Below are 16364 nucleotides of genomic sequence, written 5' to 3' on the forward strand. Positions count from 1 at the left end.
CCGAACTTACCGCCAACGGGGAGAACAATTTAGATTTGCTTTCCTTCGCTGTTAACAAGTTCTGAAAAAAACTGAAGATTATTTAACAAAGTGTAACTTTTGTTAGAGGAGGATGGCAATTCCCCGTTAACAGCTTACCTCGAAATTTTACCCCCACCCCTGCACACCAATCGCCCTCGGGTAAAGAAGATGACAACTTCCTGACCAATTAACCTAGTACTCTGTCAACTTTAAAATGATGGATTGAGGTGGGACAGGGGAGACAAGGGGGACAAGGAGACAAGATCAGCACACTCATCCCTCAAGACAAAATTAGATCGCCCACTAGAGCGATCGCGCTACGCGAAGGGGGAATGGTTATTGGTTTTCCTTGTCGCCCCGTCTCTCCCCGTCTCCTTGTCTCCGTTCTGCTGTCTGCCATTTGCCTTCAAATGAAGCCAATAACTTTGATTAAGCCATGTCAATCGGATTCTTACTGGTTCGGATCATTAGAGATAATGTAAAAAAATAGAAATCTCTCAAAAAATCCCAAATGAAGCGACGAGGCATGAGGGGATGGCGAACCCAAGGCATCTGAGAAGACTGAGACAGGGAGTTGAGGAATGGAACCGTTGGAGAAAAGAGGAACGTAATGTTAGACCGAACCTAAGAGGAGCAAATTTCAAGGGAAAGAATCTTTCGGGAACCGATTTCAGCAACTGCGATATTCGCGGGGCGAACTTTGCGAAGGCAAATCTAGAAGGGGCAAACTTCTGTGGTGCGAAAGCGGGATTGCAGAGAAGGTGGGCAATCTTCTGGCTGCTAGCTTCTTGGGTACTGTCTGCAATCTTGGGATTTTTCTCCGCTTTTTTGGCTGTTGTGATTGGTTATATTTATACCCCAGAGGCTGAACTCACCCCCCTTGAACAAGCAATCGCTACAGTGATTCTTATCCTGATTTTGGCAACATTTATCCTGATCACACTTCGCCAAGGTTTAACTGCGGGGTTAGGCACTATCACTGTCGCTGCTGCTGGAGCTGTAGTTTTCGCTGTGGCTGTCTCTGTGGCTGGAGCTGGAGGGGGAACTGGAGCTGTCTCTGTGTCTTTCGCTGGAGCTGGAGCTTTAGCCGTAGCTGGAGCTGTCTCTGTGTCTTTTGCTGTGGCTAGAGCTGTGGCTTCCACTGTTGCTGTAGCTTTCGACGTCGCTGTGGCCTTGGCTGGAGCTGGATTTGTGGCCTTGGCTGGGGCTAGAGTTGTGGCTTTCGCTGGAGCTGAAGCTGGAGTTGTGGCTTTCGCTGTCGTGCTGCTTTCGGCTTACTTTAGCTGGCGGGCGATGCGTGGCGATCCCCGAGATGCTTGGATCCAAGCATTTGCTATTGCCCTTCCTGCACTCACCGCCACTCGCTTTTACCAAGCTGATCTCACTGATGCTAACTTTACTGGTGCGACGCTCAAGCTTGCCGACTTTCGCCAAGCTAGGCTCATCCGCACCCGTTGGCATAATGCTAAAAGATTTGACCTTATTCGTCCGGGTAACTCTTATTTGCAATATCCTCAGATTCGCAAAGCTCTCTTTACTAGCAATGGAGAAGAACTTAATGGGAATCGGTTAATCCTCAGAGGGCTGAACCTCAAGGACGCTAATCTCACTAAAGCTAGCTTTATTGGAGCGGATTTGTCCGAAGCCGATCTCAGCGATGCTAATCTTTCCGGTGCTAAACTCGTCCAAACACTGCTTGCCCAAACCAACCTTAAGGGAGCAACTTTAACCGGAGCTTTTATCGAAGAATGGGGAATTAGTGCTGATACTGAACTTGATGGAATTAAATGCGATTATATCCATATGCGCTTACCGCCAAATATGCGTCCTAGCTTCCTAAAATCCCCTGTCGATGAAAGTCTTGATATGAATGCCCGCCGCAAACCGGATGATCCGAACAAAAACTTTGAGTCAGGGGAATTTTCTGCCTATATTGCTCCCTTACAGCAAACGCTTGACCTTTATCATAATCGAGTTAAAGATTCCAGAGTGATCGCGCTGGCTTTCCAAGAACTGCGAGAAAATCATCCTGAAGCGGAAATAGAAGCCATATCGGTGGAGCGACGGGGTAAAGATAAAGAAGCACTGCTGCTGAGAGTGGAAACTTCTCCCACTGCTGACACCAGTGAACTTCATCATGAATACTTCGACAACTACGATCAAATCAGTGCTTTGTCCCCGGAAGCGCTGCAAGCTAGACTAAATGAAAAAGAGCAGGAAATTCGCTGGCTGAGGTCGCAAGTTGGTGTTGCCCTGGCACGACCGATAAATATTACTCAGGAGCAAAATATGGGAAACAATCAAAGCCGCAACGTTAATATATGGGGCGGAGACGCGATTGGGATTAACCAAGGGGATCAAAGTACCCTTAGCGGTACAATCGCTAAGAGCATCAACCAACTCCCAGATTCGACAACCGAGGAACCCGGAATTAAGGAACTGTTGGTAAAATTGCAAACTGCGATTGCCAACGAACCCACTCTTAACGAAGCCGCGAAGGAGAAAGCCCTCTCGCAAGTGGACGCGATCGCGAAAGCGGCACAGAATCCAGAAGCGGAAGGAAATCAAGAGCGAGTACGAGGGGCGATTGAGATTTTGAAGACGATTGGAACCGTGCTATCGCCGGTTGCTTCCTTAGCAGCAACTTTAAAATCTGTAGTTCCCGCGATCGCTAAATTGTTTGGACTATCTTAAAGCGTTACTTTGTCTGCCCCTAGAACCTTCCCTTCACCCGATTTCTTAGCTGACTGACCTAGTTGCGTCACACAATCAGTTGCCACAACAAGACACTTAAGGTCAATATTGCTAAATGTTGGGGCAAAAGCGACCAAAAGGAACCTTTGAGGATTTTTTGCGTTAAGAGCACCGCTAATAAGCTGCCAACAAATAAAGTAGCACCTTGTAAAAAGTTAATTACAGCCGGGTGAGCGACAGCGATGGGAAAGCCTTCACCACTCAAGCCAAAAGTCGCCAGCGTTACCGGCAGTAGTTTGCCTCCTTCACCTAACCCTAAATCGAGATAATGAGCAAGATTTGCGGCTAAAACTAATGGTAGATAGCCATAAGCACTCTCTACAAAAGGCAACGGTTTAATTTGTATCCTTTTCGGATCAAGAAAGGTTTTGAGTTGATGGAAAAGTCCGATGATGACTTGCCCTAGCAGGGGAATTAAAGCCGGTAAACTCAAGAGACCAACAGAAACCGCAAAATGCACCCAAAAGTTGTCTAAATTCCAGTTCACACCCAGATGAGCTTGAATTTCGGGGAGGCGATGGAGAAACACCACATCTAAGAGAAGGAGTAATAAAGCGACTTCATAAGAACGGGGTTGGTGGGTTGTCCATAGTTCGATTCCTGGCGGACGTAAGTTTACTTCGACTGAACGGTGGGGACAAGCTTTCAAACAGGTCATGCATAAGACACAATCCCGATTATCCTCCAGTTGTGCCGGATGAGAATACAGCGGACAGCCGGTGGTTTCCTGCCCTTCTCCTTTTTCCGGACCCCCTTTATAACATTGGTAAGTGGTGCATTCTGCAGAACAAGTCCCTTGTTGCGCTCGCAGTTCAGTCATAGAGAGTTTGGCAAACATCCCATTCATTCCCCCAATCGGGCATAAATAGCGACACCAGAAGCGCCGTTCAAAGAGGAGGGAAAAGATAATTGCGCCAGCCGTGATTAGAAGTAGTAAACAAGCCGATAAATAAGCGGTATTTTGTAAATGCCAGAGTTCTTCCCACAGTAAAATCAAGGCAAATAAGCCAAATAAAAACCAGCCGCCCCAGCGTTCGGCAGACTGTCGGGGCCACCGTTTGAGTTGCCGCGGGAATAGCCAAAGCGAAATTTTCTGGGTCAGTTCCCCATAAATCATAAACGGACAAACCGCACACCAGAGTCGTCCGACAAAGGGAAAGGCAATGAGAATACCGGGCCACCACCAGGCCCAAAATAGGTTCAGGGCAAAGTTTTCGGAACGGGTTTGAGGACCGAGGAATAAAATCGCAACCACAACGGTAAATGCGGGGAGAACAAACCAATAATTCAAACGGTCTGGCCACCAAGAACTCCTCAGAAAACGGCGGAAACGAGGAAAGGTATTCAGCAGATTGAGACGCAATTGTTTTTTCTTGCTTTGGGAGGGCCAGACAATTTCTTCAGTCAGCGCTTGTCCAGTAGGAAGTTGCACGATCGCGCGTCGAATCAAATTTTCTAATTCGGTCAGATTATTGGGGAAATCATAGGCTTGTAAACGACGGATTGCTTCTGGCGTGACCTTGGGTTTCGTTAACCCTTTGCCGCGACAAACTAAACTGATGTAGTAGTTCACTTGGTCGCCAAGATCGCTTTTTCGCACCCGTAAGGGGGGAACTTTGATGCGGTGTTGGACCAGGGAATCTAATTCAGGAATTGTTTTCTCAGAAATCAGAATCAGTCTTGCTTGGGCAGTTTTGGGCGGTGGGGGCGGTTCATTACTTCGAGGGACAGGGGTATAGGTGTTATCTTTGAGGAGTTGCGCGATCGCGGGCAGGAGTTCGGGATCCAGTTCTTGGACATTATTCAGCACTAACGTTCCCCGACCCAAGGCCTCTAGTAAGCCAAATTTACCATTAGCGCGTCCGAATAATTCTGCCCCACTGGCTTGCAAAGTACTACAATCGACTTTAATAATCGGTTCTCGCCGGTCAGAGGAACCAAAATGAATCAACGCCGCGGCATTATCTTTCCCCAAACCGGGTTCACCAAAAATAACAACTGATTCCCGATTGTCTGAGGCTTGTTTGATTTGTTGACGTAAGCGAACCGCATAGCGACTTCTCCCCACGATTCCCCGTCGCGCTTTCGTGACCAGATAGGGACGTAAAATATAAGCCCGTTCTTGTTCAAAATTGAGTTGTGAAGAAACTGAAGCGAGTTCTTCGGCTAACTGTTGGGAAAACACTTGGGTAATTTCTGGATATTGACCAATTAACTCCCGCATTTTCTCGCTTTTGATCAACCAAAACCGACATTCACTCTTCGTAATAATGGTTTCGCGCGTTGGCTGATCGAGAATTAAAGCTTGCAAATTAATAATGCTACCGGGCAGTAAGCTGACATCAGAAGAAAGTTTTGAAGTGTCTTGACTTTCCGCTTTTCCGGATTGGAGAATGTAGAGTCCCACGGGTTGGGTTTGGGCTTTAACCAGCGTTTGATTGGCGCCAGCAGTTCGTTCCTCTAAAAACGGCGCGATCGCGCTCAGTACCTTTTCCGGTAACACCGTCAATGCTGTGCGTTCTTGCAACCAAGTGACTAATTTGGGAACACTCATCCGATTCCCTCCCTTGTTTTGTTTAACTCACATTTTATGATGCTGATTTCAAACTGGGGATTAAGTTTTATAATTGCATTAATGATTCATGTTTTTTCTTTTGACCGGATTGAGTTTATTGACCAAAAGCTTATTCAAAAACCATTTCTTTTAAAAATTAAATAATTATTTTTTATTAATTAAAGTGAGCGAACCAGAAAAAATTAATCTCATTCAACAAAGTAAAAAAACGACAACCGAAGAAGCTTTAAATATTTTCGATCAGTTAGAGGAAACAAACTTAGAATTCATGATTGGGCAATGGAAAGGATATGGTATCCAGACCAATCATCCAATGGATGGTTTATTAGAATTTTTTGATTGGTATGGCAAAGAATTTGTTAGTCCTGAGCAAGTGCATCCTTTATTATTTATAGATAATGATCATCAAGTCACTGCAATTACTCCCAATCCCACCTTCATTCAATTAGTAGCACATTGGGAGCGACTACCCAAAGCAAAAATCTTTAAATGGCTCTTTCGTCTAGTTTTACCTCTATTTAAAACCCAAAACTTTAAAGCCCGATTACGAATGATGGAGTATCGCCAACAAGTGAGTGCAACAATGATTTATGATGATTTACCGATTCAGGATACGTTTCGGAAAGTTGATCAAAATACAGTTTTAGGCGTAATGGACTTTAAAGCAGTGCCACAACCCTTCTTTTTTTTGTTGAAAAGAGTTAAATAATTGTGATAAATCATCGTTGGCTATTTTTTCTGGGCGAGAGTGTGGGCGACTGCAATAGGAAACAATATGGAAAAAACTGAGTGAAATAGGTTACCGTAAAGCGTCCTCTTAGAAACATAATTGAGTAAAGATAAAATGTACCCTATTGTATTGTGATGTTGAGATCTTTGTGATTCTATCGGCTTTAGCTTCAGTTCCCATAGGTATTTTGCCAATTGTATAACTAACCAAGCAATTTATGTTTTCCCTCCTCGGGCTTTCGATATCCCCGAAGTCCTAATGATTAGTTAATTCCAAGTGACCACTGAAGAAAAAACAATCTACAAAAACGCGGAGAAGGTTGCTTATGATAAACCACAACTCCCTCCCCTTAAAAATGCAGACTGTTCAGGTCGCGACAATTACCTTTGAAGAAGTTGCCCCTGCCGCGCAAAGTCCACAGACTTATGTTGAACAACTACCAGCAAAAAGAAGAAAAATCTTTTTTGGTAATAGAGAGGAGATTGAGCTAGAAATGATTTTAATCCCGACCGGAAAATTTTTAATGGGATCCCCGGAGGCGAATCAGCAAGCTAGACCCAATGAAAAACCCCAACATCTGGTTAATGTTCCTGCGTTTTATATGGCAAAATATCCCATTACCCAAGCGCAATGGAAAGCGGTTGCGAATCTGAGGAGTATAGAAGAGTCACTCAATGAGTCTCCTTCAAGCTATCAAGGCGATGACTATCCGGTCGAACAAGTTTCTTGGTACGACGCGATCGAGTTTTGTGCCCGTCTAAGTTACTATACGAAGCAAGACTATCGCTTGCCAAGTGAGGCAGAGTGGGAATATGCTTGTCGGGCTGTAACAAGTGAACCGTTGTTTGTGACAGATTATCACTTCGGAAGTGATGAAAGTCAATTAGAGAATTATGCTTGGTATAGTCAGAACTCAAACGGTCAAACTCATCCGGTTGGTCAAAAGAAACCGAATGCTTTTGGTTTGTATGACATGCATGGCAATGTCTGGGAATGGTGTCTCGACCAGTATCATGAAAGTTATGAAGGTGTACCGACTGATGGCAGTGCTTGGGTGGATAAAAGCAACCCAAATCACCCAAGAATTCTACGGGGCGGGGCTTGGGGCTTCAATGCTTGGTTTTGTCGGTGTGCCTACCGCGACCTTAGTAAACCCATTGATCGTCTTACCGATTTCGGTTTTCGAGTCGTGTGTACGATCTGAAAATGCTAGCCCTTTCCTCATGCATATTCCCTTGCGTCTTAGGCTGACACAAAGTTACATGCCTCTGTTTTTTTTGCTCTGATTAACCTCTCTGTCAATTTTTTGGGCTTTTAGCATAGCACAAATGGACTACTCTTAATACTTAACTGAAACCTTGTGTAGCAATTATGGTTTCCCTTCCTCCCCAGTTAAAAATTGAAAGAAAAACGATCAAGGTTCCATTTTTTCCAGAGTCGATCAATGAAAAGGTCTCCCTAGAAATGATACAGATTCCAGCAGGAATCTTTGTGATGGGGTCACCTGAAAATGAACTAGAGCGTCAGGACAATGAATCGCCTCAGCATGTGGTAAAAGTGCCGAGTTTTTTTATGGGGAAATATCCCATTACCCAAGGGCAGTGGCAAGCAGTGGTTAGCTTGACCCAAAAAATTGACCACGACTTAGATCCTGATCCCTCATCCTTTAAAGAAGACTTTCAACAACCTGGCGATCGCGCTCGACGTCCAGTGGAAAATGTATCCTGGCACGAGGCCATGGAGTTTTGTCAGCGACTCTCACAGTATACACAACGCCCATATCGGCTTCCCAGTGAAGCCGAATGGGAATATGCCTGTCGGGCCGTGCAATTGCCCTCAAGTTCTGTTTTATTAAACTCAGAAGGCATGAGCAACCACTCGCTCATCAAGGAATGGAATCAAATCTATCATCAGCCCTTTCATTTTGGGGAAACCATCACAACCGATTTAGCGAATTATCGAGGGAAAAGTGACAAAGAATCAGTTTGGAAAGGCAACTATGGTCGAGGCGTACAAGGAAACTATCGCAAGGAAACTACCCCTGTTGATTATTTTGGGGTCGCCAATGCGTTTGGTTTGTGTGAGATGCATGGCAATGTTTGGGAATGGTGTCTCGATCAGTATCATCCCAGTTATAAGGGGGCACCGACCGATGGCAGTGCTTGGAGGGATAAAAGTGACCCCTGGAACGATGACAATGACCCTTGGAACGATGATAGTCACCCAAAGACCAGAACGCTAAGAATCCTCCGCGGCGGTTCTTGGAGTTATTCTCCTGGGGCTTGTCGGTCTGCGCACCGCTATGGCTTCTATTGCGTCAATCGTCTCAAATTGATTGGTTTTCGGGTCGTGTGTGCCCTTCAAGAACGCTAGCCCTTTGCTGGTGTTGCTCAAGCTAGGAAACTGCAACCGAACTGGGAATGAGACTGACAAAATTAGCCAGAATTTGCAGCCCGACGTGAGAGGACTTTTCTGGATGAAACTGCACTGCCATAATGTTATCTTGCGCGATCGCGCTGGTGACCTGTTGGGTGCCATGAGTGACCATTGCTGCGCGAACTTTGGGATCAACCGGGTCAACGTAATAAGAATGGACAAAATAAACCATCGGATCGGGGGGTAAATTTTGCCAGAGGGGATGCTCGGGTTGGGTAAACTCTAAATGATTCCAGCCCATATGGGGAATGGTTAAATTGGGTTCAGCTTGAAACAAACGCACGGTTCCGGGAATAATGCCTAAGCCTTTTTCTACTCCTTCTTCGGAGTCATCAAACAAGACTTGTAAACCGAGACAGATGCCAAGAAAAGGTTTTCCTTGCGCGATCGCGTTTTTGATCGGTTCAATTAATTCCCGTTCTCGTAAATGTTTAATCGCCGGATCAAAGGAGCCATCGCCCGGAATCACAACGGCATCTGCATCGGCAATCACCTGCGGCGAATCCGTAATTTTGACCGTTGCTCCGACTTTTTGCAATCCCTTTTCAGCAGAGTGCAAATTTCCCATATCATAGTCGATTAGTGCAATTAATGGCATTTCTTAACTTTTCCTCCTGAATCAACCTTATGAGTTTCTTGTTCTCTCTATTGACATCAAGCCAAATTCTCTTATCATTTCCGACTCAGGTCACAAACCAGCAATTTCTGGCTCAACAAACGGTTCAGCCCCTTCCCGGTGAATTAAATCAAATTCCCGTTTTTAATAGTAACAGCCCAGAATTAGTCCAAAGCGAAGGCATTTTACTGTCAACGTTTCCCGGAACGAATAAAGCTTTTCCAAAGGCTCATCTAAACTTTCCTTTAAACGGGCGCTTCGATATTTTTGCCCATCATGTTGCTAAACCGCCAACGCCAGGAGATTTACGAACCCTTTATCTGGGTATCTTACTCCATAACCCTACTCAGGAAACGGTAACAGTTGAAATTCTTTCCGGTGCCAGTTATCTGTCGCAGCCGGATGCCCCCTTTATTGACCTCCCTTCCCAGCTACGGAATCCTCACAGCAATGTTTACGCCGGACCCGGGAGTCGCGTGATGAATGATCTGTTACGCGATCGACGCCAGCAGAAATTTCCTGCAAAATTTACCATTCCGCCCCAAAGTAGCCATCTCTTACTCAAGGCACCGATTCCCGTTCGTCCTTTTGATCCGCCCCTGAATGGACGCTCTACCTATGTTCGTCTCAACAGTGATGGCAAGATTTATGCGGCAAGCTTAGCAAAATATGCCCAGCAAACGCCAACCGGAGAAGAACGCCCGCCCAACTTATCAGAGTGGCAAGCCCTCCTCCAACAAGAGAATTTAGTCACGCCTAGAGATCAAGCCCCGACACCTCCTCAGCAAGAACAGGGCATTATTTATGGTCGTGTGGCTGGCGTTTCTCGCGGTAATCAGTGGCAAACAACGGTCCCCGTTAATCTCCCTTCACCCGGAGAGGCGGTTGCTTATGGCATTAGCACTTTAGTAGGAGGACGGTTCGGAACCGAACAAGTGCAAACGGCACCGATGTTAGTGCGTTATCCCGATACGGCTTATCAGGCGCATGGCAATTATGGGGTGGAATATGATTTAACGTTTCAATTGCAGAATCACAGTGCAGAACCGCAAGCCGTGACACTCGCTTTCTCAACACCGGTGAAACAAGACGAATTAAATACAGGATTACAATTCTTAGACCCTCCAGCAGAGCAAGTTTTCTTTCGCGGAACCATAGAAATTTCTTATAAAAATGATGCGGGGGAAGACATCACGCGCTATTTCCATCTGGTACAGAATCGTGGCGAAAAAGGAGAACCTCTGGTAGAGTTAACCATACCCCCGCAACGGCAGCATCAGGTGAGTGTCACTTTGCTTTATCCGCCGGATGCCACACCGCCCCAAGTCTTAACCATTCGTACCCAAAAGTAAGTGCTATGAAAGTGATCGGTTTAATGAGCGGCACCTCCGTCGATGGCGTGGATGCAGCTTTAGTTGAAATTACTGGACATCGCGAAAATATAAATATTACCCTCATTGCTGCAGAAACTTATCCTTATCCAGAATCACTACAAGGCGAAATTCTTGCCTTATGTGCGGGCAAAGCTTTGAGGATGGCAGAATTTTGCGAATTGGATGACGCGATCGCGCAACACTTTACGCAATGCGCGCAACAACTGGAAACTGCAACTGCAATATCTGCCGAACTCATTGGGTCTCATGGTCAAACCGTCTTCCATCGTCCACCGCAAAACAGCCTTGGCTATAGCCTGCAACTCGGGCGTGGTGCCATGATTGCCCATCTTAGCCAACATCCGACGGTTAGTAACTTTCGCGCTGCCGATATCGCCCAAAACGGACATGGAGCGCCGTTAGTGCCCAAGGTCGATGCCTGTCTCCTTTCCCATCCGACTCAGGTGCGCTGTGTGCAAAATATCGGGGGAATTAGCAATGTGACTTATCTGCCGCCGCGTTCTCAATCCAATTGGGAGGACAAAATTTTAGGATGGGATAATGGACCCGGTAACAGCCTACTGGATTTAGCGGTGCAACGCCTGACCGATGGGAAAAAACGGTATGACGATCAAGGTCAATGGGCAGCACAAGGAACGCCTCACTCAGAACTGTTGCAAGCTTGGCTAGAAGCAGACTTTTTTCAGCAACCCCCTCCGAAATCCACCGGACGGGAATTATTTGGTACGGCTTATTTCGACCAGCTGTGGCAACAAGCCCAAGATTATAATTTATCACCAGCGGACTTTCTCGCCACTTTGACGGAATTAACGGTTAGCGCGATCGCGCAAGATTATCAAACCTTTCTCCCACAGCTTCCTGACACCATTCTCTTATGTGGGGGAGGAAGCCGCAACCACTATCTGCGACACCGCCTCCAACATAAGTTTCCGAATCTTGAAGTTATAACCACCGATGAAGTGGGGTTAGATAGCCACGCGAAAGAAGCCATTGCTTTTGCGGTTTTAGCCTATTGGCGCTACTGTGATCAATTTCCGGGAAATCTTCCTCAAGTGACGGGAGCACAAAAAGCTGCGCTTCTAGGAGAAATTCACCTTCCGTGACGATCCTACTCAGCCAGACCCAAAAACCTGTTACAGTAAAATTAAAGAATGCTTATTATTTAGAAGATCATAACCCTACGCAGTCAAATTATGTTATTCAAATCAACCACTCGTCACGTTCGGATCTATACCGCAGAAATTGAAGATAACGAGTTAGTAGAAAGTAATAATGTGCTGACCCTTGATGTTGATCCAGATAACGAATTTAATTGGACTGAAGAAACATTAAACAAAGTCTATCGCAAATTTGATGAACTCGTAGAATCTTGCAGTGGTGAAAATTTAACCGAATATAATCTCCGCCGTATCGGTTCCGATCTCGAACACTATATTCGCCATCTCCTTGTTAGCAGCGAAATTAGTTATAACCTAAATAGTCGTGTTCTTAACTACAGCATGGGGGTACCAAAAGTAGAAAGCCCAGATTCGGAGGAAAAATATAAAATCGAGTCTTGATCCAGTTTTCTGCTCGTACTTTTTATTTCCACGAAGGACACATCTGCGCTCTTTCCTTCCTGCTTTCTTAATTAACCAAACCTCTCAGCAGAGCAAAAAGCGCAATTCTCTCTGTCCTCAGTTCTCCCGTCCAATATTTCTTCTCATGGCATAGGAGAGTTTGGTTAATGGACGAAGCTCAAAAAATTCTGCGTTGTTCGCTCAAGTACTGTCAAACTGAAAATTTTCTGAGCAGTCAGTTTTGCTCTCGCTGCGGTAGCCCCCTCATCAAACGGTATCTTTGGGTGCTGGGAACAACGTTTGGCAAGGAACAGCTTCAGCAATTAGTGGCGAACCGGTATTTGGTCATCAGTGAGAAACTCGTCCTTGACACCCAGCCCGGAATCCCACCTTACTTTCCAGAAGAGATCCCACCCTGGCTGCAACCTTACTTAAAGCTCAGTCCTTATCGGCTTCATGTTCCGAAAGTTTATGGGCAAATTCCCCATCAAGCGTTAGCTCACTCTGACTCATCAGGAAAGGAACATTCCACAGAATCTGATATTTGGCTACTCGAATATGAAAACTTTTCTTCTGTGGTCCAGCAACAATTAGCGACAGGAGAATTTTTGTCCCCTCTCGATGCCGTGTGGTCTTCGGCAAGGGGAACGCGTCAACTCAACTGGCTGTTGCAAATTAGTCAACTGTGGCAACCCCTGCAAGTGCAAGGTGTTGCCAAAACTTTAATCACTCCTGAGTGTTTGCGCGTCAATGGTGCTGTGGTTCAGCTGCAAGAATTATCTGCTGATCAAGAAACCATTACCTTAAAAGATTTAGGAAAACTATGGTCAACCTGGCTAGAAGCAGCAGATAAGAGGATTCACCCTTTTTTGGCAGACATTTGTCAGCGTTTGCAACGTAAGGAATTACGGAGTAGCGAGGAATTAACACGGTTGCTAGAAGAGAGTTTAGGCAAAGTAGCGCGATCGCAGTCAAGATCTTATCAGATTGCAACAACGACTGATTCGGGTCCCACTCGCTCTCATAACGAAGATGCCTACTATCAACAAAATAATATGCAAGACTCGACTCCCACTCATCAAGCCTTAGCGATAGTATGCGATGGCGTGGGGGGACATCAAGGGGGAGAAGTTGCTTCTCACTTAGCCATTGATCAATTACGCCAAGAAGTCCAAAAATTATCAGAACTCTCATCAGACAGTCGTCTCTTAACCGAACAAATTGAAGAAGCAGTGAGTACCGTTAACAACCTGATTTGTGAGGAAAATGATGCTGACCATCGGAAAGCGCAAGCACGGATGGGCACCACCCTGGTGATGGCATTAGCGCACGATCATGAAATGTATGTCACTCATGTCGGGGATTCTCGCGTTTATTGGATTACCGCTTATGGCTGCTATCAGCTTACCTTAGATGATGATCTCGCTTCGCGTCAAACCCGTTTGGGTCATCTGTTATATCGGGAAGCTTTACAACAACCCGCTGCCGGAAGTTTAATTCAGGCTTTGGGCATGAGTCCTTCTCAACTCTTACATCCGACGACGCAACGGTTAGTCATTGATGAAGATTGTGTTTTCTTACTGTGTTCGGATGGACTCAGTGATAACGACTTAGTTGAACAATATTGGGAACAGGAAATTCTACCGGTTTTAGAAGCGGGAAAAGATCTTGATATGGTAGCGCAACAACTCATTGCCTTAGCAAATCATTTGAATGGCCATGATAATGTCACAGTGTCCTTACTCAAATGTAGTGTTGTACAGGATCAAGACCCAACCTCCTTAGCAGCAGATCTTACCCTATCTCCCCCGACCGAACCGAGTGAGAGGAAAGGTTCTAATGTTGATAAAAAAGAGGCCAACGCTTCTCGGGAAGTTGTTTTATTGTTGCTTATTTTAGGAGTTGTCATTGGAGGCGTTGGTATTGCTTATTGGTTTTTCCCAGCCGTGCAAGACCCCTTAGATAATGTTCAGGAACAGTTAAGCCCTGAACCAAGCCGGGACCCCTCTGGATTGCCTTCTTCGGAGTAGGGGAGGGGCAGAGTAACGAGTTACCAATTTATTTCTAAAACCCAGTCACACTCTACGGTTGCCTGTTGCCTGTTCCCGATCGCGCAGCGCTATACATACTACGGCAAGGGTAATAACTGGTAACTACTTTAAAGAACGTTACAATTGTTGCGAATGGGTCTATTATCCTCAAGAAAGCCAAATGAGTGAATTGAGCAATCGCATCTGTATTTTAGGGGGAGGATTTGGTGGCTTGTATACCGCCCTACGCCTCAGCCAACTCCCTTGGGATCACTACGGTATCCCAGAAGTCACCTTAGTCGATCAGCGCGATCGGTTTTTGTTTACGCCTCTTCTCTACGAATTACTCACCGGTGAGTTGCAAACTTGGGAAATTGCTCCCCCTTTTACCGAAATTTTAGCTGATACTAATATTCAGTTTGTCCAAGGAACCGTCACAGATATTAATGTTAAGACGCAACAAGTTCAACTGGTCGATCAAGCCCCATTAAATTACGACTCGTTAGTTTTAGCGATGGGGGGTAGAACACCGATGGAAATGGTTCCGGGTGCAGCTGAATTTGCCTTTCCCTTTCATAGCTTAGAAGATGCTTATCACCTAGAAGAGAAACTGCGCTTTCTCGAACAAAGCAATCCAGATAAAATTCGGATTGCAATTGTGGGTGGGGGCTATAGTGGCGTTGAATTAGCCTGTAAGTTGCGAGATCGAATCGAAGATTCGGTGTCCCTTCGGGACAATCGCGTTGGCAATCGGGCGCGGATTCGGATTGTGGAACGGGGAGAGATGATTTTGAAAACCTCTCCAGACTTTAACCGCGAAACCGCCCAAAAAGCCCTATCGGATCGGCAAATTTGGATCGATACGGAAACCAGTGTAGAAGCGATTACCAAGGACGAAATCACCTTACTCTATAAAGGACAAAGTGATGTTATCCCAGTAGATATCGTGGCTTGGACCGTGGGAACAAGCGTTTCTGAACTGATTAAAAATCTCGATATTCCTCATCATGAAACCGGTAAAATTGAAGTAGAACCAACGTTACAAGTGGAAGGACATCCGGCTATTTTTGCCTTAGGAGACCTTGCCTTTTGTCGAGATGCGAGTGGCAAAGTCGTTCCCGCTACTGCACAAGTGGCGTTTCAACAGTCCGATTACTGTGCTTGGAATGTTTGGGCGTCTCTAACGGGGCGACCGTTACTGCCTTTCAAATACTATAATTTGGGCGAAATGCTAGTTTTGGGAACTGACAATGCCACTTTGACTTCCCAAGGGGTAAAACTTGATGGAATTGCTGCCTATTTAGCCCGTCGTCTTGCCTATCTCTCGCGAATGCCAACACCAGAACATCAACTGACTGTTGGTTCCAATTGGATTACACAACCCTTTTCTAAACTCTTATCGAATGTCTAATGTCTAAGCCAAAGGTGATCTTTCTCGACGCCGTGGGAACGTTATTTGGCGTCAAAGGAAGTGTCGGTGAAGTTTATAGCGCGATCGCGCGCAGTTTTGGTGTCCTGGTTTCAGCAGATGCCTTAAATACTGCTTTTTATGAGGTATTTAAAGATGCCCCACCACCGACATTCCCCAATGTTCCCCCGCCTGAAATTCCCCAAGCCGAGTTTCAGTGGTGGCGCAATGTTACCCAGCGCACCTTCCAAAAAGTGGGCGTCGCCCATAAATTTTTAGATTTTGAGGTCTTTTTCACCCGTCTCTATCATCACTTTGCCACGGCGCATCCCTGGGAATTGTACCCCGATGTGATTCCCTGTTTAGAACGTTGGCGAGATCAAGGGATTCAATTGGGCGTTATTTCTAACTTTGATTCTCGTCTTTATCGGGTATTAGAAGCCTTGGATCTGGATTCATTTTTTAGTAGTGTGACGATTTCTTCAGCAGTGGGTGCAGCTAAACCGGATCCGAAAATCTTTCAAAGCGCGATCGCGCACTATCAGGTCTCACCAGAACAAACTTGGCACATTGGCGATAGCCGTCGCGAAGATTATGAAGCCGCCAAAGCAGTGGGAATGCACGGATTTTTATTGAAGCGCAAAAGCCTGGTTTTCAAGTAAAGTCGGCTCAAATCACCCCACAATTCTGAGTTAAAAACATGAGGGAACAGGAAACAGTGTGAACTACCCCAACCTGCTATCGCGAGGTTGGGGCTTCCTACCCATCAAACTGCGAAACGGTAGCTGTCTTACGACCTCTACTATCTCGACTTACATTTGGGCGATAGGCGATCTCCCCC

General features: G+C 45.8%; 12 protein-coding genes. 10 read left to right on the forward strand and 2 right to left on the reverse strand.

Annotated elements, in window-relative coordinates:
* The first annotated feature begins 555 nt into the window (after nucleotides 1–555).
* A complete protein-coding gene (locus GVY04_22810) occupies nucleotides 556–2715 on the forward strand; it encodes a hypothetical protein (protein ID NBD18859.1) in 2160 nt (719 codons plus the stop codon).
* 67 nt (nucleotides 2716–2782) lie between these two features.
* On the opposite strand, the gene GVY04_22815 is transcribed toward GVY04_22810, so the two are convergent.
* The gene (locus GVY04_22815) at nucleotides 2783–5329 is read right to left on the reverse strand and encodes a 4Fe-4S binding protein (GenBank protein NBD18860.1); all 2547 of its coding nucleotides are present in this window, start codon (nucleotides 5327–5329) and stop codon (nucleotides 2783–2785) included.
* Between the two features lie 184 nt (nucleotides 5330–5513).
* On the opposite strand from GVY04_22815, the gene GVY04_22820 reads away from it, so the two are divergent.
* From GVY04_22820 to GVY04_22830, 3 genes are all read left to right on the forward strand, one after another.
* Complete coding sequence (locus GVY04_22820) at nucleotides 5514–6059, forward strand: DUF4334 domain-containing protein (protein NBD18861.1); 546 nt, start codon at nucleotides 5514–5516, stop codon at nucleotides 6057–6059.
* Nucleotides 6060–6405: 346 nt separating this feature from the next.
* On the forward strand, nucleotides 6406–7284 hold the full coding sequence (locus tag GVY04_22825; protein ID NBD18862.1) for an SUMF1/EgtB/PvdO family nonheme iron enzyme: 879 nt from the start codon (nucleotides 6406–6408) through the stop codon (nucleotides 7282–7284).
* 167 nt (nucleotides 7285–7451) lie between these two features.
* A complete protein-coding gene (locus GVY04_22830; GenBank protein NBD18863.1) occupies nucleotides 7452–8453 on the forward strand; it encodes an SUMF1/EgtB/PvdO family nonheme iron enzyme in 1002 nt (333 codons plus the stop codon).
* Between the two features lie 22 nt (nucleotides 8454–8475).
* Here GVY04_22830 and hisH read toward each other — a convergent pair whose 3' ends face one another.
* Nucleotides 8476–9114 (reverse strand): imidazole glycerol phosphate synthase subunit HisH, encoded by a 639-nt coding sequence (gene hisH / locus GVY04_22835; GenBank protein NBD18864.1) that lies wholly within the window; start codon nucleotides 9112–9114, stop codon nucleotides 8476–8478.
* A gap of 29 nt (nucleotides 9115–9143) precedes the next feature.
* On the opposite strand from hisH, the gene GVY04_22840 reads away from it, so the two are divergent.
* The 6 genes from GVY04_22840 (at nucleotide 9144) to GVY04_22865 (ending at nucleotide 16185) form a co-directional block, all read left to right on the forward strand.
* On the forward strand, nucleotides 9144–10484 hold the full coding sequence (locus tag GVY04_22840) for a DUF3370 family protein (protein NBD18865.1): 1341 nt from the start codon (nucleotides 9144–9146) through the stop codon (nucleotides 10482–10484).
* 5 nt (nucleotides 10485–10489) lie between these two features.
* Nucleotides 10490–11629, forward strand: coding sequence for an anhydro-N-acetylmuramic acid kinase (locus GVY04_22845; protein NBD18866.1), 1140 nt, complete (start codon nucleotides 10490–10492; stop codon nucleotides 11627–11629).
* Nucleotides 11630–11719: 90 nt separating this feature from the next.
* The gene (gene ndhM / locus GVY04_22850) at nucleotides 11720–12085 is read left to right on the forward strand and encodes an NAD(P)H-quinone oxidoreductase subunit M (GenBank protein NBD18867.1); all 366 of its coding nucleotides are present in this window, start codon (nucleotides 11720–11722) and stop codon (nucleotides 12083–12085) included.
* Nucleotides 12086–12252: 167 nt separating this feature from the next.
* Nucleotides 12253–14115: a SpoIIE family protein phosphatase gene (locus GVY04_22855; GenBank protein NBD18868.1), complete on the forward strand. Its 1863-nt coding sequence runs from the start codon at nucleotides 12253–12255 to the stop codon at nucleotides 14113–14115.
* Nucleotides 14116–14296: 181 nt separating this feature from the next.
* Nucleotides 14297–15526 carry an FAD-dependent oxidoreductase gene (locus GVY04_22860; GenBank protein NBD18869.1) on the forward strand — a complete coding sequence of 410 codons (1230 nt, stop codon included), beginning with the start codon at nucleotides 14297–14299 and terminating at the stop codon, nucleotides 15524–15526.
* Nucleotides 15526–16185, forward strand: coding sequence for an HAD-IA family hydrolase (locus tag GVY04_22865; protein NBD18870.1), 660 nt, complete (start codon nucleotides 15526–15528; stop codon nucleotides 16183–16185). Before GVY04_22860 ends, GVY04_22865 begins: the two co-directional genes overlap by 1 nt.
* Nucleotides 16186–16364: the final 179 nt, after the last annotated feature.

It is taken from the genome of Cyanobacteria bacterium GSL.Bin1 (assembly GCA_009909085.1).
GTDB lineage: Bacteria > Cyanobacteriota > Cyanobacteriia > Cyanobacteriales > Rubidibacteraceae > Halothece.